Origin of the sequence: Paraburkholderia kirstenboschensis (genome assembly GCF_032806925.1) — a bacterium.
GTDB classification, from domain to species: domain Bacteria; phylum Pseudomonadota; class Gammaproteobacteria; order Burkholderiales; family Burkholderiaceae; genus Paraburkholderia; species Paraburkholderia kirstenboschensis.
The window spans coordinates 21,251-39,487 of record NZ_CP136513.1 but is presented as its reverse complement, the minus strand read 5'-3'; the positions used below and the strand labels follow the sequence as shown (position 1 = coordinate 39,487).

The window sequence follows — 18,237 nt, the reverse complement described above, 5'->3', positions numbered from 1 at the left end:
CCGTGCCATCCTGGCGGCCGCCCGCCGGGGCCACGGAAGCAGCAAGGGCGGCATGCTCAGACATAGGCATCGCCAGGCCCGTCGTCCAGCGCGATCTCCCCGCTGTCGGCAAGACGGCGCGCGATCTGCATGACGGCGCGCTGTTGCAGTTCCACCTCCGAAAGACGCACAGGACCGCGCGCTTCCATGTCTTCAATAAAAAGCTCCGCGGCACGTTGCGACATGTTGCTCATGAACTTCTCACGCAGTTCGGCGGGGCCCACCTTCAGCGCGACGATAAGCGTCTGTGAGTCAATCTCCCTTAGCAGCAGCCGGATCGCCCGATCATCCAGCGCAAGCAGCTTTTCGAATGTGAACATCTCATCGACGATCGCCTGCGCGAGGTCGTCGCTGTAATCGCGCACATTGCCGATCACCGAGTCTTCATGCTGGTTAGACAGGTTGGAGATGATCTCCGCCGCGACGCGGGCACCACCCATCGCGCGACCTTTCCTGTTGGCGCCTCCCGCCAGCACTTCGGTTAGCGCATCATCGAGTTCGCGCAGTGCAGCCGGCTGGATGCCGTCCAGCGTCGAGATTCTCAACAGCACGTCGTTGCGCGTGCGCTCGGTGAAACATGAGAGCACACCCGACGCCTGGTGGGCATCGAGATGCACCAGCACTGTAGCGATGATCTGTGGATGTTCATTCCTGATCAGCTCGGCAACGATCGGTGCCTCCATCCACTTCAGACCTTCGATACCGCTGATATCGCCGCCAACCAGAATCCGATCAAGAACCGCACCGGCCTTGCCCTCCCCGAGCGCCCGGTTGAGAACGGACCGGATGTACTGGTCCGGCTCAATTGACAGCGTGGTATGGCTTTGTGCCTGCTCGATAAAGCCGCACACTGCATCATCCAGGGTGCTGCGCTCGACGTTTTTCAGCGCGGCCATGGCAGCGCTGAGCTTCTGCACTTCCTGCGGGCTCAGGTAACGGAAGGCCTCGGCCGCCGGTTCCTCGCCGAGCGCGACCAGCAGCAGCGCAGCCCTGACGACGCTGTCGGCGCTCATCGGATACACCGTTGACCAGGAAGCCCCGCAGGTCTTTCCAGGCCATCCGAGGGGTCCGCCTTCATGCAGCGCAGCCCGCGTCTTCTTGCCCGCAGAGCATTCATACGCCTGGTCCGTGTTCCGGGTTGACATCCGGATCGATCCAACCGTAGGCTTCGCGCCCCAGCCTGCCTGCTTCACGCCAGACGGCTGAAGGGCATTCCCGTGGTGCGATATAAAACTCGATGATGTACGCGCAGATTTCCAGAAGGTGACGAAGTGCCCCTGCCGTGTCCGCGTCGCGAACGAACTCGCGATCCAGGACTGTCCTGGCCGCTTCTGTGCGCTCAGCCAGCGCGTTCCACTGCAGCGGCGAAACCTCAAGCCCATAGCCGCCCCGCTGGGCAGCGGCGCTTGAGACAATGTACAGGTCTCGAAGCACTTTTACGGTCTCGGGCGCCTTCAGTACATTTATCGGTTCGCCGCCCGTGTGTACCTGCCTCACCGCCGTTCCTCCCGCGAGGATGTCAGGAGCTCACTTGGAGCCGCAGTGGCGCCCTCCGTCAAAGCCGCAGCGACGACGCGGGCGGTGCTGTGCTTCCTGTTCATGAGTGCAGGTCCTCGTGGGATGTCGACGGGGCGAGAGGGGAGCGTTCCCGGCCCGTCTGCCAAAGCCGTGGCCTGGACCGGGTGATCACTGGCAACCGCCCCCAGCAAATCGACAAGCGCCAGCAAGCGCTGCCGATCCCGTGCGGTGATGCCTGGACGCGCAAGCACATTTTCGATTTCGGATGCCCAGTAATCCTGGAGAATCAATCGCGGGCGGCGGACCAGTGTGTTCACCGCCTTTTCAAGTTGCCCGATCTCGCTTTCCACGATGCTCATCTGCTTTCCTCCAATATCCGCAATCTCGACAAGCGCCCCGGGATCGCCTCGAGACATCGCGATGGCTGGCGCCAACGCTATACAGCAGGACCTACCAATGCGTCACAACAAGCCAAATGAACAGGGAGCAGCCGGCTAGCACGGCAAGCCATCCCAGCAGCCGCTCAGCCGACCGCGACATCGGCGGTCTGCAACGACGCGACAGAAGACGACGTACCGGTTTCCGCGCTGCGAGCGGTGTCTGGCAGGCGGAACGTCGCGACGACCTCCGCCAGTCCGTTGGCCTGCTCATTGAGCGATTGCGCTGCGGCAGCGGCCTGTTCGACAAGCGCCGCGTTCTGCTGGGTCATCGCGTCCATCTGTGAAATGGCGTCGCCGACTTCCTGGATGCCAGTGCTTTGCTCATTCGACGCCGCAGCCATCTCATGGATGATCGCGTCAACGCGCTTGACAGCACCGACCATCTCGCGAATCGCCGTGCCAGCGTCAGACACCAGCGCGGAGCCCCCATCCACCCGGCTAACTGACTCGTGAACCAGCACCTTGACGTCCCTAGCGGCGCCTGCGGCGCGAAGCGCCAGGCTGCGCACCTCACTCGCGACGACGGCAAAGGCCCTGCCCTGTTCGCCGGCACGAGCCGCCTCTACAGCCGCGTTGAGGGCGAGTATGTTGGTCTGGAACGCGATGCCCTCGATGACGCCGACGATCTCCGCGATCTTCGCCGACGAGTTCGAGATATCGTGCATCGTTTCGACGACCTTTCCGACCACTTCGCCGCCCCGATCGGCGATCACGGAAGCGCTGCTCGCGAGCTCGTTGGCACGCGTTGCGTTCTCCGCATTGTTCGTCACCATCGAGGTGACCTGCTCCATGCTGGAGGCAGTCTGCTGTAGCGACGCGGCCTGCTCCTCCGTGCGTTGCGAAAGGTCACCGTTGCCGATAGCAATCTCTTGCGTGGCGGACCTGATCAGTTCTGTTGAGCCTTTTATCGCCGCGACCACCTGCGCAAGCTGCTTACGCATGTCTTCGATCGCGTACAACACACTGCGCCTGCTGGCGTTACGCGTGTCCACTGGCATGCTCAGATCGCCGCCCGCGATGCGACGCGCAACCTCCGATGCAAGCTCCGGGTCGCCGCCCAGCGAGCGTCGCAGCGCCTGATTGAGCAGGACGATCACAGCCGAGAGCAGCAGCGCGGCGATGACCAAGATGCAGCCAGAGCGCACAAGTGAACCGTAGAACGCCCGGTCGATGTCGTCGGTATACAACCCATTGAGGAAAATCCATCCCCACGGTTTGAACGTCGCTACACGCGTGAGTTTCGGTGCCGGCCGCTCTTCACCGGGACGTGGCCACACGTACCGGATAAAACCACTGCCATTCGCCCGGGCCACGCTGACCGCGTCCCGGTATAACGCCGTGCCATTCGCATCCCTGAAATCGCCGAGTACTCTCCCAACCAGGTCCTGCCTGAAGGGGTGCATCAGCATCTTCGGTTCGTCGGTCATGACAGTGTAGTAACCGTCCTTGCCAAACCGCATGCCCTTGATCCGCTCAAGCGCCTCTCGCTGCGCGGCGTCGCGCGTAAGCGCCCCGCGCCGTTCAAGGTCCGCATACTGGCTCACCAGGCTGACGACGTTGTCAGCGTTGTTCGCCAGGTCGTTCCTGCGCTCCTGAATGCGTACGTCGCGCAGCGACCACGCGTCGAAGCCAGTGATGGCGATCAGGCAGACGAGGCTAAGGTACAGCGGGAGCCAGAGTTTCTGCGCAAACGTTAGCTTTTTCATCGATGGGATTTGCCGTCGGGCGGAAAGAGAGTCCCCATCAATTACGGCAATATCTCGTAATACTTCCATAAAGGTTAACCCTTAACTACATACTTCACTCGCCGGGTGGAGTTTCCGTGCGGCTTCTCATTGTCTGCGTTTGCTTGGGCTGTGATGATGAATCGCATCGTCGTTCTCCTGAGTTGAATGGTGCTTCAGGACCACGACGAACGAGGGGCTGTCGAATCGACGCGTTGCGGCCGATTTCGATGATTCGTATCGCAGCTTGACAAGCCGATGACGAGCGCCTCTGTAAGGCTTGAAATCATAGGGATTCCAGCGTATCCGAAAGAAAACGTTCACGACGGGCAGCCAGTGGCCAGACGGGGGCGAATGCCAAACCGGTAGTGCGACCTGCCTCTCAACGATCCACATCCGGCGCCGGTCGACCCTGAACTGCCCTTCGACCCGGGGTGACCTCTACGGCAGCTTCCAGGGGATACTGTTGAAAAAGTCGCTGGTCGTCTATTTCATGAGGTTTTCAGGGGTCCTCTTACCCTTGGGCGGCATGTGCGAGCGGCTTATAGGCCGATCTGAGAGGTCAATATTCGCGCAGAACAACTGATAAAACCTCCTCGGCGACTTTTTCAACAGTATCAGGGTACAACGGCCATTCGTTCCTTGGATTCGCTAGCCGACGGCTGGTCACGTTTACCACCTTCGGTGATTCAAAATCGTTTGACGAATTCGGCCATGTCGGCGCCCATGGAATGTTTCCGGCAGAGTTTGCAGACATCATCCGTCGCAGCGAGTGAGCCCACTATCGTGTCAGAGCTGGGACTGCATGAAAGTGAGCTAGGTCTCACGCTCTGCATCGTTTGATTGAGGTTACGATCTCTAAGCTACGAGGAAAATCTACTGTCTTCCCTTAGCAGCGGGGATACACACCAGCAACGTCACCATCCCAATTGCCAACAGGACCGCGATAACATCGAGGCCAACGTACAAACTACCTGTGTGCACCTTGACCGCTCCGATCATCGCGGGGCTGACCGCACCGCCAAATGAACCGATCGAACTGATCAGCGCGAGGCCGCCCGCTGCTGCCGATTGACTCAAATAGGCGCTCGGAATGGTCCAGAACAGGCTAAGCACGCTTAAAATGCCGACGGACGCGATCGTCAATAACGTGACAGTCAGTGCCAGACTACCGACTGCCAGCGGCAGCAAAAAAAAGCATGCCGCGGCCGCGAACCCGCACAGCGCGACATGCCAGCGGCGTTCCAGGTACTTATCTGAACTATAGCCAACGACCACCATCCCGATTGTCGAAACAAGGGAAATTGCTCCGCTGATCCATCCGATCGAACTCACGGTCTGTCCGGCAATGGCCTTCAGCACGGTGGGGCCCCACAACAGGATTGTGTTCAGCGAGCAGAAATAGGCGAAGTAGATGAAAGCCAGCAAATACACTTTCGGATCACGCAACGCATCGCGAAAAGTGCCCCCCGCTGCGGGTCGCGACTGACGGTCTGTCGCCAGGTCCGTCAGGACCCAGTTCTTCTCTTCATCGCTCAACCACCGCGCCTTCGCCGCGTTGTCCGACAGATAGAAGTACGCAACGACTCCGCATACCACAGCCGGCGCGCCTTCCGTCAGGAACAGCCATTGCCAGCCATGAAAGCCGCCGACGCCCTGGAACTGCGCCATCACCCATCCCGATAGTGGCCCGGAGATGATGCCGCCGACGGGAACCGCCATGACAAAGAGACTGGTCATCCGGCCCCGCAGACGATCCGGAAACCAGTAGGTCAGGTACAGCAGGATTCCCGGGAAAAAACCGGCCTCTGCAACGCCCAGCAGAAAACGCAGGATGTACAGGTGCAGTGCGCTCTGTGCAAACATGAGCAGACACGTCACCATGCCCCAGAGCACCATGATCCGTAGCAGCGTGCGCCGTACACCCACGCGCTGGAGCAGAAGGTTGCTTGGCACCTCGAAAGCAACATAGCCGATCGAAAAGACACCCGCAGCTATACCATAGACAGCGTCGTCAAGCTTCAGGTCGTGCAAGAACTGGAGCTTCGCAAAGCCGATGTTGAACCTGTCTATCGTTGCCAGCATGTAGCACAGCAACAGGAACGGTATTAGCCGCCATGCAATCTTTCTGTACACGGCATGCTCCGCGGGTACGACAACAGCTGGTATAGATGACATACCTGGTCTCCAGAGTGGTAGTTATTTGAGCGTTTTGTCGCTCGTACTATTCATGTCGCCGACGGCCTTCGATCTCAGGACACCGTGGCTGCACTGCCAAGGATCACGGTGCTCTGGCTCGACAATGTGCCGCCGTTGCCATGCACGATCGCGGTCTCGCAGCTACGGACCTGGCGGCGGCCTGCTTCGCCACGTATCTGACGCACGGCTTCAATGAGAACGAATACGCCGTACATGCCCGGATGGCAGTAGGAGAGACCGCCGCCATTTGTGTTCACGGGAAGCGCCCCACCCGGTGCGATGGCACCGTCGGCAACGAAGCGACCACCCTCGCCCTTCGGGCAAAACCCGAGGTCTTCCAAGAACAGCAGTGTAGTGATCGTGAAGGCGTCGTAGACTTCAACCACATCGATATCCCGCGACGTGAGCCCGGACATCGTGTACGCGGCGGCGCCCGAGCGCGCCGCGCCGGTGACGGTCAGATCCGGCATGCTGCTGATGCTGTAGTGGCTCAGATCTTCCCCGACGCCGAGCACATATGCGGGACGCGAGGCGAGGTTCGCAGCGCGTTCGGCCGATGTCATGATGAGTGCTCCGCCGCCATCGGTGACGAGACAACAGTCACGCACGGTCAGGGGACTGCTGACCATGCGGGCGCCTAACACCTCGTCGATCGTGAGAGGCTGCTTTTCCCATGCAGACGGGTTGAGGAGAGCCCACTGCCTTGCCGCCACGGCAATGTGTGCCAGATGCTCGCGCGTGGTGCCGTACTGATGCATGTGGCGGGCTGTCGCCAGTGCGTAAGAACTCGCTGTGTAGATCGGCCGGTACGGTGACTCGTACGGATTGGCGTCGGGAGCGGCAACGTTCGCTCGGCCGACACTACGTTGCGTACTGCCGTAGGCGATCAATGCGACCTCACACAAGCCGGACTGGATGGCGGCCTGCGCATGCGCGACCATCGACATGAAGCTGCCCCCCCCGATATTCGTGCCATCGTGATAGCGCGGCTTGACACCGAGGTATTCGCAAAGCGCGAGCGTGGGCATTCGACTTTGCGACGTGGTCGCAAAGACGCCGTCCACATCGCGCAATGACAGGCCGCAGTCCTGCAGGGCACGGTGTGTTGCCTGCGCCATCAGATCGATGGCCGAAAGGCCCGCGCCAACTTCGCCGAGATCCGATTCTGCTACACCCACAATGGCGCAAGCGCCGCGTTTGAGTATGGATCCGGTCATGCTATCTCCGCATCGAAGACGGGGTGCGGTGGTTGTCCGTCAGCGGGATGATGTACACGAGCCCGCACCCGCATGCCAATGCGGACCGACTCAGCGGGCAGGCCCTCGACCCGGCTCATCAGGCGAAAGCCCTCGTCCATGTCGATAAGCACGACGTTGTAAGGCGGTTCCCCACGTGGGCTGATGACGGTGACGGCATAGACGGTCCCGAGGCCGGTGCTGATACGCCATGTCAGATCCGGGTTGCCCGAACCGGGCCCGATGACGCGCGGGTAGAACACAGCCTCGCCCGTTGCGGCGTCGCGCTGGTAGGCCAGTTGTCCTTTACCCAGATAGTCACGGAAGACCGCCAATGGCGAACCCGAAGCGGAAGGGGAAATATTGACGGTGTTGGTCATGAAAACGTGTCCTTCAGATGACGCGGTTCGCACGGTAGTCGGCGATTTCCTGCTGCGTACATCCGAGCAGTTCCTGAAGCACCGCATCGGTTGAGTCGCCGAGAGTCGGTGGCGGTCGACGATAGGACGGCGGGGTATCGCAGAGCCGTAGTGGGCTGGCGATGGTGGAGACAGTGCCCCCGTCGGCCTGGCGCATATCGATTCGCAGCGCACGATGCTGGACCTGCTCGTCCTCGAACACTTCCCGGTAGTCATTGATAGGACCGCACGGCACGCCGCGTGCATCGAAGCGTTCGATCCATTCCGCCTTGGAGCGGCTCAGCATCGCGCGCGCCAGTTCGGGCACGAGTTCATTGCGTCCGGTGATGCGCCCAGTCACATAACGCCAGCGCGGATCGCCGGCCAGATCCGGACGCTCAATTGCATCGCAATACTGTTGCCATTGGGTGTCGTTGCCGACGGCGACCACCATCTCTCCGTCACTGACGGTGAACACCTGGTAAGGAACGAGGCTCGCGTGGGCATTGCCATAGCGATGCGGTACCTTGCCGTTGGCGAAGAAGCCGGTCACCTGGTTGCCACCCAATGCCACGATGCAGTCAAGTAACGCCATGTCGATGTACTGCCCCGTGCCCGACACTGTCCGGTACTGAAGCGCTGAAAGGATCGCGATCGTGGCATACATGCCCGTAATGACGTCGGCAATCGCGATGCCGGCCTTTTGCGGTCCACCGCCGGGCAACGCGTCCTGTTCTCCGGTGACGCTCATCAGGCCGCCCTTTGCCTGGAATACGAAGTCGTAGCCGGGCTTGTTCGCGCTGGGACCGTCCTGACCGTAGCCGGTGATCGAACAGTAGACGAGCCGGGGGTTGACCTCGCGCAGGCACTCGTAGTCAAGGCGATAGCGCTTCAGATCCCCGACCTTGTAATTTTCAATCACCACGTCGCTTCTCGCAGCGAGCTGGCGTACTAGCGCCTGGCCTTGCGGCGTGGCGATATCGACCGTGATCGACTTCTTGCCGCGGTTAGCGGCGGCATAGTACGTCGAGTTGCGAGTGTCAGCTCCGCTTGCGTCCCGGATCCAGGGCGGCCCCCAGGCGCGAGTGTCGTCGCCGATGCGCGGCCGCTCGACCTTGATGACTTCCGCACCCATATCGGCCAGGTTCTGGCTGCACCAGGGTCCGGCAAGAATGCGGGAAAGATCAAGCACACGGATGTGCGACAGGGCCTGTGGGCGCCCCTCGGCTACTGGCGTTTCTTCCAATGACATGGTCAGGCTGTCTCAATGTTGTTATCGGGAATGAACGTGGGCGTCCCGGCCTGGGAGGCATCGATCAAAGCGCGGCCGGAAACTCCACCATCGCCTCGCCAACCGCAATGGTTTCGCCGCGCTGATTGGACACCTGGACGTCGAGCGTCGCCCAGTGTCCTTTTTTAGTCACCTGCACCGCCGTGATCGTGGCGGTCGGCGTGATCGTGTCGCCCGGTTTGACCGGCGCCTTCCAGCGGGTTTCCAGCCGGCGCTGGACGCCGCCGCGCGGATAGAGCCAGTCGGTCAGCATCTTCGTGATAACGCCAAAGTTGTTCATGCCGTGCATGATGATTCCACCGAAACTTGTCCGGCCGAAACTGCCCTTCATGTACTCGTCGTCAAGGTGCAGGGGATTGAAATCCAGCGATGCTTCGCAAAATTCCCGGATGGTTTCGCGGGTGGGCGAAAACGGGGTGCCGTCGATCTGCTGCCCCGCCTGCAAGGTGTCAAATGCGTTTGTCATGGTCATCCTCAGAAGGCGCGAATCGTCCAGCCGCGGCCGGAGCAGATCACCTGGTTGTGCTGGTTGAAAAAAACGTTGTCGTGAACGACGAACAAACGATCTTTCTTGATGAATTTGTCGAGTGCGCGCGCTTCAAGGCGGATAGTGTCGCCCGGGCGTGCGGGAACGTTGTAGCTCCACGACTGACCGGCGTTGATGGTGCCGGGACTGCGCATCCAGTCGTCGGCAGGCGTGCAGGAGAACATCAGCAGGATGTGAATAGAAGGCGGTGCGATCAGCCCTTTGTAGGAGCTCTGGTTCGCGTACTCCTCATCGAAGTACAGTGGATGCGTGTCGCCCAACACCCGGCACAGCTTCTGGATTGCTTCCAGCGTGAGCGTGTAAGGCAATGTCTTGCGCGGCTCGCCAGGGATGATGTCGTCCCAGGTCTTGCGCAGTTCGGCGTCCTTCCAGAAATCTGTCTCGAACGTTTCGGCTTTCATGAGGTTTCCATATCGAGTTGATGAATTGGTATCACCTTGCTATAATGTCCGCTAAGCGGATATATCAGTCCGCTTAATGGTCATAATCGCAACTAAAATCTGCGATGTCAAGACTCACGGAGAAAGCATGGCAACGCCTGAGAGTGAATCGTTCGTTCGCACATTCGCACGTGGCATCGCGGTAATCGAAACGATGGGACGCGGCGCAACGCACCAGACGCTGGGAGAGATTGCCGACAGTGTCGGTCTGCCGCGCACCGCCGTGCGGCGATTTCTGATGACTCTGATGGAGCTGTCTTTCGTGAAGTCCGACGGAAAGCAATACTGGCTCACGCCGCGCGTGCTACGGCTAGGGCTTTCCTATCTGGGCACACTTCCCTACTGGCGGGAGGCGCAGGTGGCGCTTGAGGAACTTTGCACGCGCATCAAGCAGTCATGCGCCCTCTCCGTGCTCGATGGCGAGGACATCGTTTACATCCAGCGTCAGCATTCGAAACGGATCCTGCCCATGAGTCCGACCCTAGGAAGCCGGTTACCCGCACATGCCGTGTCGATGGGGCGGGTGATGCTTGCCGGCCTCCCTGACGACGAGTTGAACCATTACCTCGAAATGGCGACGCTCAAGCATCTGACCGGTGCCACCGTGATGGACAAAACAGTCTTGCGGGAACGAATTCTTGCCGCACGAAGCGACGGATACTCATGGATTGATGGAGAACTCGATGATTCCATTTGCGGGCTTGCAGTCCCGGTACGCGATAAGGACGGCCTGACCATAGCGGCGGTAAATGTCAGCCTTCCCACGGGGCAATTCGACCAGAAAACCGCGGTTCAGCGGTATCTCGGTGAGTTGCGCCTCGCGGCGTCCCAGTTGAGAGCCGCGAGCTAGCTTCGTCGACGTTTATCCTGAGAGGGAGGAGGCGTCCCTGACCGTCCTGCTTGGCGCGATCGCCAATGACGCGACGGGCGTGATCGGCTCACAAAAAACTCCGTTGTCCGCGCGGAGGGGACGTTCGAACGTCCATGTGAAAGCGCAGGCGAACGCCCGCACCTGGCCCGATCGCTGTCTGACGCGGGCGGCTCTGTTCGAGCCGCAAGAGTCGATCGATACCAGCGCTGCTATGTCCGCTAAAGAATGACAATCGGACAACGTCCGGCGTCCCGGCGAGGGCAGGACACGTATTCGCCAGGCACGAGGGCGCTACGTCGGGCTTTTCCTCATGAGGATCGTGTAGTGAACGGTGCCGAGAGTTCTTCCGCTCTGGAAAGAAAGAGCTTCAGGACTGGAGAGGTGTTCGACCTGCTGTAGCCAATGACGAGATCAACCGTCGGTGCATCGCCTTCAAGGGGCCGGCTGACGACCGACCACGGCAGCAGATTGTTCGCGTACTCCGGCATCAACGCCAGACCACGCGTGGACGCCACGAGCGACATCGCCATCGCAAGATTGTCGACGCCGTGGTCGGGCGTGATATCGACCCCGCTCTGTTGCAGATACCGCTCGATCACGTCGTGCAGCACCCTCGCCTTGTTCGACGCAATGATGAACGTCTCGCCCACGAGATCCTCCGGGCGGATCTTCGCCTCCTGAGCCCGTTGAGCCATGGTCCGCCATTGCGCCTCGAGGATGTTCTGAGCGTAAGCGCCGCGCTGCGCGAGAGCGCTCGACACAATGTAGAGGTCTTTGAGCGCAGTGATGACCTCTGGCGGCTCGACGCAACCGTCGCTGCTCGGTTGCGCGTGCGTCATCAGCATGCCCTCGATAGGTCCGCTAGGGGCGCGATCGCGGAACCCGCTCTCGACGAAATCATGCGACCCGTTGATGAACGGGCGGAACGGACGACGTTAGACAGGCGGTGTAAATCGGGCATGGGTAGCGGTGCTTGCGAGATGCAGGTCGAGGTGGCGCACATGCGGGCGTGACGACCGCGGTGGGTTACACATTCGCCGGACTGTTCAGGTCGTTTTCTGCTTTTCGTATGGATATGGCTATCCGACTCTCGCGTTCACGCGTGGGTTGGTGACTGTTTTCGGTTGTATAGCGGATTACTGTGGCGCCATGTTTACGGCAATTAAATACTCGATTCCCGCGTCGTCTTTCGCCACAGCCGCGCGCGTGCCGAGTCGTACGGTTGTATCAATATGCGTTCGCCAAGTGTGAGCAAAGTCCGCGACAGTCAGGTTAAGGATGACGTGCGCTGTGTTTTTGGTGATCCGGGAGACTTTCCCGTCCACCATCAGGTGATGCTGACGGTCAGACGGTGTTGCATTGGATGTCTTGGAATTTTTGGCGGGGTGTGTGGTATTGCTTGAGCTGAAGAAAAACGGTACGCCTACCCACTGCACCGAGGAAAAACCGGGTTTGAATAGCTTCTCGCCGTGATAGGTCGCCGCGGTGCTGAATTCGATGTTTGTCTGATCCAGTGTTGCGCCGTCCTGCCAGAATCCGTTTGAGCAAATGAAAATCCGTCTGTCCGTCGCCTCTGAAAAGGCGCCATTCATTGCACATTTTGCTTCCGCTGTGGCCAGACTGTTGACTTGTGCAGCTTGACAATAGTGTGCTGAGATCAGACTCAGAAGGAGGAGGAATCTTTTCATTCTATTTCGTATCTAGAAGTCTGCTTAAGGCTTGCCTATTTTTCACACGGCGTCGGCGAAGGCTTTCGGCGCTTCTTGCGGCAGGTTATGTCCAACGCCGCCGCCGATGTTGCGATGCGCGTACTTCCCTGTGAACTTCTTCGCATAGGCAGACGGCTCCGGATGCGGCGCGCCGTTGGCGTCGCCTTCCATCGTGATGGTCGGCACGGAGATGGTCGGGCCCATCGCGAGGCGCTTCTCCAGGTCGTCGTATTTCGCTTCGCCCGACACGAGGCCGAGACGCCAGCGGTAGTTGTGAATCACGATCGCGACGTGGTCGGGATTGACGAACGATGCCGCCGAGCGTTCGTAGGTCGCGTCGTCGAAATTCCATTTCGGCGAGGCCGTATGCCAGATCAGCTTGTTGAAGTCGTGACGGTTCGCGTCGTAGCCGGCTACACCGCGCTCGGTCGCGAAGTAGAACTGATACCACCAGGCAAGTTCCGCTTTCGGCGGCAACGGCGCCTTATTGGCTTCCTGGCTGCCAATCAGATAACCGCTCACCGACACCATCGCCTTGCAGCGCTCCGGCCACAGCGCCGCAATGATGTTCACCGTCCGCGCGCCCCAGTCGAAGCCGCCGAAAATGGCCTTGTCGATCTTCAACGCGTCCATCAGATTGATGACGTCGACCGCGATAACCGCTTGCTGGCCGTTGCGCGGCGTATCCGCCGAGAGAATCCGCGTGGAGCCGTAGCCGCGCAGGTACGGCACGATCACGCGGTAGCCGGCGGCGGCCAGCAGCGGCGCGACTTCCACGTAACTGTAAATGTCGTACGGCCAACCGTGCAGCAGAATTACGACGGGGCCGTTTTGCGGCCCCGCTTCCGCGTAACCGACGTTCAGCGTGCCGGCGTTGATCTGCCGTAGGTTCTCGAACGACGTGGCGCCCGTTCCGGATTTCGTGCCGTTGGACTGCGCGTGAGCGAGTCCGCTCAAACCCAGTTCCATCAGGCTGATGCCCGCGACCGTCGTGCCGAGCAGACGGCGCCGCCGGGTATTGACCTGTTCAGACATGGCTATTTCCTCTTTTGTACGAAAGCTTGGTAGGAACTGCATGCACTCGCGGACAAAAACTTCTAACAAATCCGCACGCCATCATCGGCATACGAACAGGCCGATGGTCGAAATGAGTACAGGCAGCTGGATAAATGAGCGATGCGTTCCGTTACGGCTTGGCGTAGATCGGGCCGAGGCCGACGACATTCGACTCGGACGAATGCGGCGAGCCGGAAGCCGAGCTACCGTCAGTAGACGATCCATACGATGACGCGAGCAAATTCTTCTGCGCGTCGACACGCGCCTGTGCGGCCTGAATATTCTTCGGATACTGCGTTTGATCGCTCGCGGGGTTGTAGCCGGCGTTCTGCAATTCCACCAGTTGCGCGCGAACTTCCGCGCGGGTCAGCGGCTGGTTCGACTGCGCGAACGATACAGCCGGCAATGCAACGGCAGCGGCGACGGAAGCGACGACAATCAGCGATTGAATGACTTTCATGATATCCACCTCAAGAGAATGTCTTTCGACGCAAACGCCCGTTTGCGTTTCGGGTTCTGCATGCACCAACACGGCTGGCATGAAAGAATTAGACGCCCTCCAGGTATCTGGCGTATGTCGGCAATCCGCGCCGGTGCAACGTTATGTAACGCCCCGGCATGCAGACACATTGGGATACAAAACGGAGACGGCTCACAATCAACTCCTCCGCGTGGAAAGAATTCGCGCTCGCCGGTGGGATAAGACGGGCCTGCCGGGTGTTATCGGTTGCAACCGGCGTAGCCGTCCGTCCACCGACTTACTGGAACACTCCGCACGATGAATTTCGCGACCTTCTCGTCTCCCGCCTTCTTTACCAATCCCTATCCGATGTACGAAAAGCTGCGGGAAGCCGGTCCGCTGCTGCCCGTCGGGCCCAATGCGCTCGTCACGGGCCGCTTCGAAATCATCGACACGCTGCTGCGCGACCGGCGCATGGGCAAGACCTATCTGCAAAGCGTGCGGGCACGTTACGGCGACGCAGCCACTGAACAACCGGTATTTCAGGCACTCAGCCGCACGTTTCTGATGATGAACCCGCCAGCGCACACGAAACTGCGAACGCTGCTGATGAAAGCGTTCAACGCGCGGCAAATCGAAAAGCAGAGAGAGATAGTCGAAGCGACGAGTCGTGAACTTCTGGATCGCATCGGCTCCGCGGCGCAATTCGATCTGGTGAGCGAGTACGCGTTGCCACTGCCGGTAGAGATCATCTGCCGCCTGCTCGATATCCCTTCTTCTCATGGCACTGAACTGGGCGCGGCCGCGAGCCGTCTGGTCGCCGCATTCGATCTCGCGCCGCTCGACGAGGCCGCGCTCGCCGATGCAAATGAAGCCGCGCTCACACTCGAGAGCTATTTCCGCACGGTCATCGCGCAGCGCCGTGTGCAGCCGGGCGACGACATCGTCTCTTCACTGGTCCATGTCGAGGACGAGGGCACGACCTTAAGCGACGACGAAATCGTCTCGAACGTCATACTGTTGTTCATTGCGGGCCATGAAACGACGTCGAACATGATCGGCAATGCAATGGTCGCGCTGTTTCGCCAGCCGGCGCGACTCGAAGCGCTCAGGCGCGAGCCTGCAGCGATTGCAAAGGCGGTTGCTGAGTGCATGCGCTTCGACAGTTCTGTGCAAATGGTGGTACGCACCGCGCTAGAGGAAGTGGTAATTCAAGACGTGACGCTCAAGCCCGGCACGATCGTCTTCATGCTGACCGGCGCAGCGAATCGCGATCCCGCGGTGTTCTCGCATCCCGACCAACTCGACTTCGACCGTGGCGCGAATGTTCCTTCGCTCACATTCGGCGGCGGCATTCACTATTGCCTCGGCGCAAGGCTCGCGTTGCTCGAAATGGAAGTGGCGCTGCGAGATCTTCTCGCGCGCTTTCCGCAGGTGCAGCCCGAGAATCTCGACCAGTTGAACTGGCACCGCCGCAACAATCTGCGCGGCGTGCAATCGCTGCGGATACATATCTGAGCGATTGCAGGACGCGGTGCGTCGACGTCTTTCAATTGCGCGTTTGTCGCGCTACTTATTCGCGCTGCAGGCGTTGCAGATAATAGAGCGTGGTATAGCCAACCGCTACTTTCCTGCAACGTCTTTCCGCGCCGACATTCAGCGATTCAATTAAAGCGCCATTGCAAGTGAACTGACAGTTTTGTTTCTCAATGTGTATGAGATTCGAGCTGATACAGAGCATTGCAATGGCCCGCTCCCGTGACACAAGCCAGATACCTCGTCTGGCTTTAATGCATCCCAACGACGGAATCTGATCAACGCGACGAGGCGGACCTCACTGTTCGCAGTCGCCTTTCAGGTGGCCGTACGGATGCTTTCCACTTTGATCTGTTTCAGGAGAACGACATGAAAGTTTCGCTCATCGGTTTGGCTTTTGCCGCTTTCGCCGCTTCCGTAACCACTGTTTCCGCTTTTGCAGCCAGCTCGACCGCCGATTCAGCGGCGACTTCGTCCGGTACCAACGCCGGTACCTATGACGCTCAGCAAGCGGCTCATTGGGCACCGGCCCAGACAGCCTTAAAAGCGAAGACGCGTGCCGAGGTTCGTCAGGAACTGGTGCGCGCCGAGAAAGACGGACAGCTCGCGGCACTCAGCAAGCTCTATCAGGGCAGCTAAGTCAGTCGCCCTATTTCAGCCATACAGAACATTTGCTGCCAATTCAATCATTGGAGATTTCATCATGATCAAGCGTCTTGTCATTGCCGCGGTTCTCTCCGCGAGCGCCGCAGTCGCCGCGCCGGTTTTCGCCAGCAGCGGCTACGGTCCCGCGCCACACTACAACCCGCTCGTCGACGCCCCGTCGTCGCAACGTGGCCAGAGCGAGCAGACCGTGCGTGCCGAACAGACCGAATTGATGGCCAGCGCGGACGACGCCGCGCAGTCTTACGGCGGCACGCGCGACACGACTTCGCAAGCAGGCTCGCGCGCCGCGTCCGGCGTATCCATCGCGGCTTATGGGCATCACTGAGCGCGCATCGTTCATCGGTACGACGTGTCGCTATTCGACCGGATACCCGGCAACGTCGTTATCACCGTCGTCTGGATCTGCTTGCCGTCTGAGTCGCGCTCCATACCGCTTGCTCATCGACAAGTTCGGCCGTGGAGCGCTCTCTTCGTGAACATTCCGGTTCGCCGCGATCGGCCCGCCGGCTTCTTATAGCGCCAGGAAATCAAACATGTCTTCAATACCGTTTTTTCCCGCTCGACGTCACGTTCTCGCCGCCTCGGTCGCAGTCGGCGCCATGGGGCTGATTCCCGGCTCCGTGTTCGCCGCCGCCGGCGACAGCAAGGTCCGTCCGTTCAAGGTCAGCGTGCCCGAAGAAGATATGGCCGATCTGCGCCGACGCATCGCTGCCACGCGCCGGCCAGGCAAAGAGACCGTCGCGGATGAATCGCAAGGCGTGCGGCTCGTCAGAATGCAGGCGCTGGCGAAGTATTGGGGCACTGATTACGACTGGCGTAAAGGCGAGGCGAAACTGAACGCGCTGCCGATGTTCATGACCGAAATAGACGGACTCGACATACAGTTCATCCATGTGCGTTCGCGCCACAAGAATGCATTGCCGCTCATCATGACGCATGGTTGGCCGGGCTCGATCTTCGAACTCATCAAGGTCATCGGGCCGCTCACCGACCCGACCGCATACGGCGGCAGCGCCGACGACGCGTTTCACATCGTCGTGCCGTCGCTGCCAGGCTTCGGCTTTTCCGAACAACCGAAGTCGACCGGCTGGGGCTCGGACCACATCGCTCGCGCTTGGGGCGAGTTGATGGCGCGTCTCGCGCTATACGCGCTTCGTTTCGCAAGGCGGCGATTGCGGATCGGTCATCTCGCACCGCATGGCGATGCAAAAGGTGAAAGGCTTAATCGGCATTCACGTCAACATGCCCGCAACCGTCCCGCCGGATATCGCTACTTTGCTCTCGCTCGGAGAACCGGCGCCAGCCGATCTGTCGCCGAGAGAGAAAGCGGCCTATAACTCGCTGAACGTTTTCTATCGCGACAATTGCGGCTATGCAACGATGATGGTGACCCGGCCGCAGACCGTCGGCTATGCACTCGCGGATTCGCCGGTGGGCCAGGCCGCGTGGATGTACGACAAGATTTCGCAATGGACGTATAGCGGCGGCGTGCCGGAACGCTCGCTCACGCGCGACGAGATTCTCGACGACATCTCGCTCTACTGGTTGACGGACAGCGCCACCTCCGCCGCGCAGATCTACTGGGAAGATCATTCCAACAACTTCAATGCCGTGGATATCTCGTTGCCCGCTGCGGTGACGGTCTTCCCCGGAGAGATCTATCAGGCGCCGCGTAGCTGGACCGAGCGCGCTTATCACAATCTGATCTATTTCAACGAAGTCGACAAAGGCGGTCACTTCGCCGCGTGGGAGCAGCCGCAACTGTTCGCAACCGAAGTTCGCGCCGCGTTCCGCACGCTGCGTTAAGGCGAGCCGTGAGTCACGGCGAGCGCATCGCGCGGTCGCCGTCAGTTCATTTCAAGCTTGCAATGCGGCTTTCTGCGAGATTACACGGAAGGCTATTTCGCCTCGTAACAACCCATCTTGCCAAAAACACCTCGCCATTGGAATAAAGCCCCCTGCTTAGGTGTTCTGGACTGATACAACGCGCGATACGTGTCATTGGGCATCTCAACGCCATTGCTTTGCCGTGCATCGCGTCTTCAGCCACCAGCCCGATAGTCATGAAAAGATCAGAAATTCTCGAATCCAACGACCAGTATGTGTCG

The 18,237-nt window shown here is 59.9% G+C and carries 18 protein-coding genes and 1 pseudogene; 5 read left to right on the top strand and 14 right to left on the bottom strand.

What is annotated here, in order from left to right:
- Positions 1-56: 56 nt before the first annotated feature.
- The 10 genes from fliG to RW095_RS22755 all read right to left on the bottom strand — a co-directional run bounded on the left by fliG (position 57) and on the right by RW095_RS22755 (position 9,792).
- A complete protein-coding gene (gene fliG / locus RW095_RS22800; protein ID WP_317021268.1) occupies positions 57-1,052 on the bottom strand; it encodes a flagellar motor switch protein FliG in 996 nt (331 codons plus the stop codon).
- A gap of 100 nt (positions 1,053-1,152) precedes the next feature.
- The gene (locus tag RW095_RS22795; protein ID WP_317021267.1) at positions 1,153-1,536 is read right to left on the bottom strand and encodes a hypothetical protein; all 384 of its coding nucleotides are present in this window, start codon (positions 1,534-1,536) and stop codon (positions 1,153-1,155) included.
- The gene (locus RW095_RS22790) at positions 1,533-1,916 is read right to left on the bottom strand and encodes a hypothetical protein (RefSeq protein ID WP_317021266.1); all 384 of its coding nucleotides are present in this window, start codon (positions 1,914-1,916) and stop codon (positions 1,533-1,535) included. The genes RW095_RS22795 and RW095_RS22790 overlap by 4 nt, the downstream gene beginning before the upstream one ends.
- A 164-nt stretch (positions 1,917-2,080) precedes the next feature.
- Complete coding sequence (locus tag RW095_RS22785) at positions 2,081-3,703, bottom strand: methyl-accepting chemotaxis protein (protein WP_317021265.1); 1,623 nt, start codon at positions 3,701-3,703, stop codon at positions 2,081-2,083.
- Between the two features lie 894 nt (positions 3,704-4,597).
- Entirely contained in the window at positions 4,598-5,857 is a 1,260-nt protein-coding gene (locus RW095_RS22780; protein WP_317021264.1) for an MFS transporter, read from the bottom strand.
- A 116-nt stretch (positions 5,858-5,973) separates the two neighbouring features.
- Positions 5,974-7,137, bottom strand: coding sequence for a thiolase (locus RW095_RS22775; protein ID WP_317021263.1), 1,164 nt, complete (start codon positions 7,135-7,137; stop codon positions 5,974-5,976).
- Positions 7,134-7,535 (bottom strand): Zn-ribbon domain-containing OB-fold protein, encoded by a 402-nt coding sequence (locus RW095_RS22770; RefSeq protein WP_317021262.1) that lies wholly within the window; start codon positions 7,533-7,535, stop codon positions 7,134-7,136. Before RW095_RS22770 ends, RW095_RS22775 begins: the two co-directional genes overlap by 4 nt.
- 13 nt (positions 7,536-7,548) lie before the next feature.
- Complete coding sequence (locus RW095_RS22765) at positions 7,549-8,805, bottom strand: CaiB/BaiF CoA transferase family protein (protein WP_317021261.1); 1,257 nt, start codon at positions 8,803-8,805, stop codon at positions 7,549-7,551.
- 64 nt (positions 8,806-8,869) lie between these two features.
- The gene (locus RW095_RS22760) at positions 8,870-9,289 is read right to left on the bottom strand and encodes a MaoC family dehydratase (protein ID WP_317021260.1); all 420 of its coding nucleotides are present in this window, start codon (positions 9,287-9,289) and stop codon (positions 8,870-8,872) included.
- A 29-nt stretch (positions 9,290-9,318) separates the two neighbouring features.
- Positions 9,319-9,792: a MaoC family dehydratase gene (locus RW095_RS22755; protein WP_317021259.1), complete on the bottom strand. Its 474-nt coding sequence runs from the start codon at positions 9,790-9,792 to the stop codon at positions 9,319-9,321.
- Positions 9,793-9,919: 127 nt separating this feature from the next.
- Here RW095_RS22755 and RW095_RS22750 point away from each other — a divergent pair, with 127 nt between their 5' ends.
- Positions 9,920-10,681, top strand: a complete 762-nt coding sequence (locus RW095_RS22750; RefSeq protein ID WP_317021258.1) for an IclR family transcriptional regulator domain-containing protein — start codon at positions 9,920-9,922, stop codon at positions 10,679-10,681.
- Positions 10,682-11,010: 329 nt separating this feature from the next.
- Here RW095_RS22750 and RW095_RS22745 read toward each other — a convergent pair whose 3' ends face one another.
- From RW095_RS22745 to RW095_RS22730, 4 genes are all read right to left on the bottom strand, one after another.
- Positions 11,011-11,541 carry a LysR substrate-binding domain-containing protein gene (locus RW095_RS22745; RefSeq protein WP_317021257.1) on the bottom strand — a complete coding sequence of 177 codons (531 nt, stop codon included), beginning with the start codon at positions 11,539-11,541 and terminating at the stop codon, positions 11,011-11,013.
- 297 nt (positions 11,542-11,838) lie between these two features.
- Positions 11,839-12,390, bottom strand: coding sequence for a hypothetical protein (locus RW095_RS22740; protein ID WP_317021256.1), 552 nt, complete (start codon positions 12,388-12,390; stop codon positions 11,839-11,841).
- Positions 12,391-12,432: 42 nt separating this feature from the next.
- The gene (locus tag RW095_RS22735; RefSeq protein ID WP_317021255.1) at positions 12,433-13,446 is read right to left on the bottom strand and encodes an alpha/beta fold hydrolase; all 1,014 of its coding nucleotides are present in this window, start codon (positions 13,444-13,446) and stop codon (positions 12,433-12,435) included.
- A gap of 151 nt (positions 13,447-13,597) precedes the next feature.
- Positions 13,598-13,927, bottom strand: coding sequence for a DUF4148 domain-containing protein (locus RW095_RS22730; protein ID WP_317021254.1), 330 nt, complete (start codon positions 13,925-13,927; stop codon positions 13,598-13,600).
- Between the two features lie 318 nt (positions 13,928-14,245).
- Between RW095_RS22730 and RW095_RS22725 the strand changes: the two genes are divergently transcribed.
- The 4 genes and pseudogenes from RW095_RS22725 (at position 14,246) to RW095_RS22710 (ending at position 17,935) form a co-directional block, all read left to right on the top strand.
- On the top strand, positions 14,246-15,445 hold the full coding sequence (locus RW095_RS22725; protein WP_317021253.1) for a cytochrome P450: 1,200 nt from the start codon (positions 14,246-14,248) through the stop codon (positions 15,443-15,445).
- Positions 15,446-15,832: 387 nt separating this feature from the next.
- Complete coding sequence (locus tag RW095_RS22720; protein ID WP_317021252.1) at positions 15,833-16,102, top strand: DUF4148 domain-containing protein; 270 nt, start codon at positions 15,833-15,835, stop codon at positions 16,100-16,102.
- 64 nt (positions 16,103-16,166) lie between these two features.
- Complete coding sequence (locus tag RW095_RS22715) at positions 16,167-16,454, top strand: hypothetical protein (protein WP_317021251.1); 288 nt, start codon at positions 16,167-16,169, stop codon at positions 16,452-16,454.
- A gap of 208 nt (positions 16,455-16,662) precedes the next feature.
- A pseudogene (locus RW095_RS22710) lies at positions 16,663-17,935 on the top strand (epoxide hydrolase family protein).
- The last annotated feature ends 302 nt before the right edge of the window (positions 17,936-18,237 follow it).

Excerpts from the sequence above, each read along its gene's own strand:
- RW095_RS22745 (WP_317021257.1), bottom strand. The coding sequence starts at position 11,541 with ATGACGCACGCGCAACCGAGCAGCGACGGTTGCGTCGAGCCGCCAGAG.
- RW095_RS22720 (WP_317021252.1), top strand. The coding sequence starts at position 15,833 with ATGAAAGTTTCGCTCATCGGTTTGGCTTTTGCCGCTTTCGCCGCTTCC.
- RW095_RS22725 (WP_317021253.1), top strand. The coding sequence starts at position 14,246 with ATGAATTTCGCGACCTTCTCGTCTCCCGCCTTCTTTACCAATCCCTAT.
- RW095_RS22755 (WP_317021259.1), bottom strand. The coding sequence starts at position 9,792 with ATGAAAGCCGAAACGTTCGAGACAGATTTCTGGAAGGACGCCGAACTG.
- RW095_RS22775 (WP_317021263.1), bottom strand. The coding sequence starts at position 7,137 with ATGACCGGATCCATACTCAAACGCGGCGCTTGCGCCATTGTGGGTGTA.
- RW095_RS22735 (WP_317021255.1), bottom strand. The coding sequence starts at position 13,446 with ATGTCTGAACAGGTCAATACCCGGCGGCGCCGTCTGCTCGGCACGACG.
- RW095_RS22790 (WP_317021266.1), bottom strand. The coding sequence starts at position 1,916 with ATGAGCATCGTGGAAAGCGAGATCGGGCAACTTGAAAAGGCGGTGAAC.
- RW095_RS22770 (WP_317021262.1), bottom strand. The coding sequence starts at position 7,535 with ATGACCAACACCGTCAATATTTCCCCTTCCGCTTCGGGTTCGCCATTG.
- RW095_RS22715 (WP_317021251.1), top strand. The coding sequence starts at position 16,167 with ATGATCAAGCGTCTTGTCATTGCCGCGGTTCTCTCCGCGAGCGCCGCA.
- RW095_RS22785 (WP_317021265.1), bottom strand. The coding sequence starts at position 3,703 with ATGAAAAAGCTAACGTTTGCGCAGAAACTCTGGCTCCCGCTGTACCTT.
- RW095_RS22740 (WP_317021256.1), bottom strand. The coding sequence starts at position 12,390 with ATGAAAAGATTCCTCCTCCTTCTGAGTCTGATCTCAGCACACTATTGT.
- RW095_RS22765 (WP_317021261.1), bottom strand. The coding sequence starts at position 8,805 with ATGTCATTGGAAGAAACGCCAGTAGCCGAGGGGCGCCCACAGGCCCTG.
- fliG (WP_317021268.1), bottom strand. The coding sequence starts at position 1,052 with ATGAGCGCCGACAGCGTCGTCAGGGCTGCGCTGCTGCTGGTCGCGCTC.
- RW095_RS22730 (WP_317021254.1), bottom strand. The coding sequence starts at position 13,927 with ATGAAAGTCATTCAATCGCTGATTGTCGTCGCTTCCGTCGCCGCTGCC.
- RW095_RS22750 (WP_317021258.1), top strand. The coding sequence starts at position 9,920 with ATGGCAACGCCTGAGAGTGAATCGTTCGTTCGCACATTCGCACGTGGC.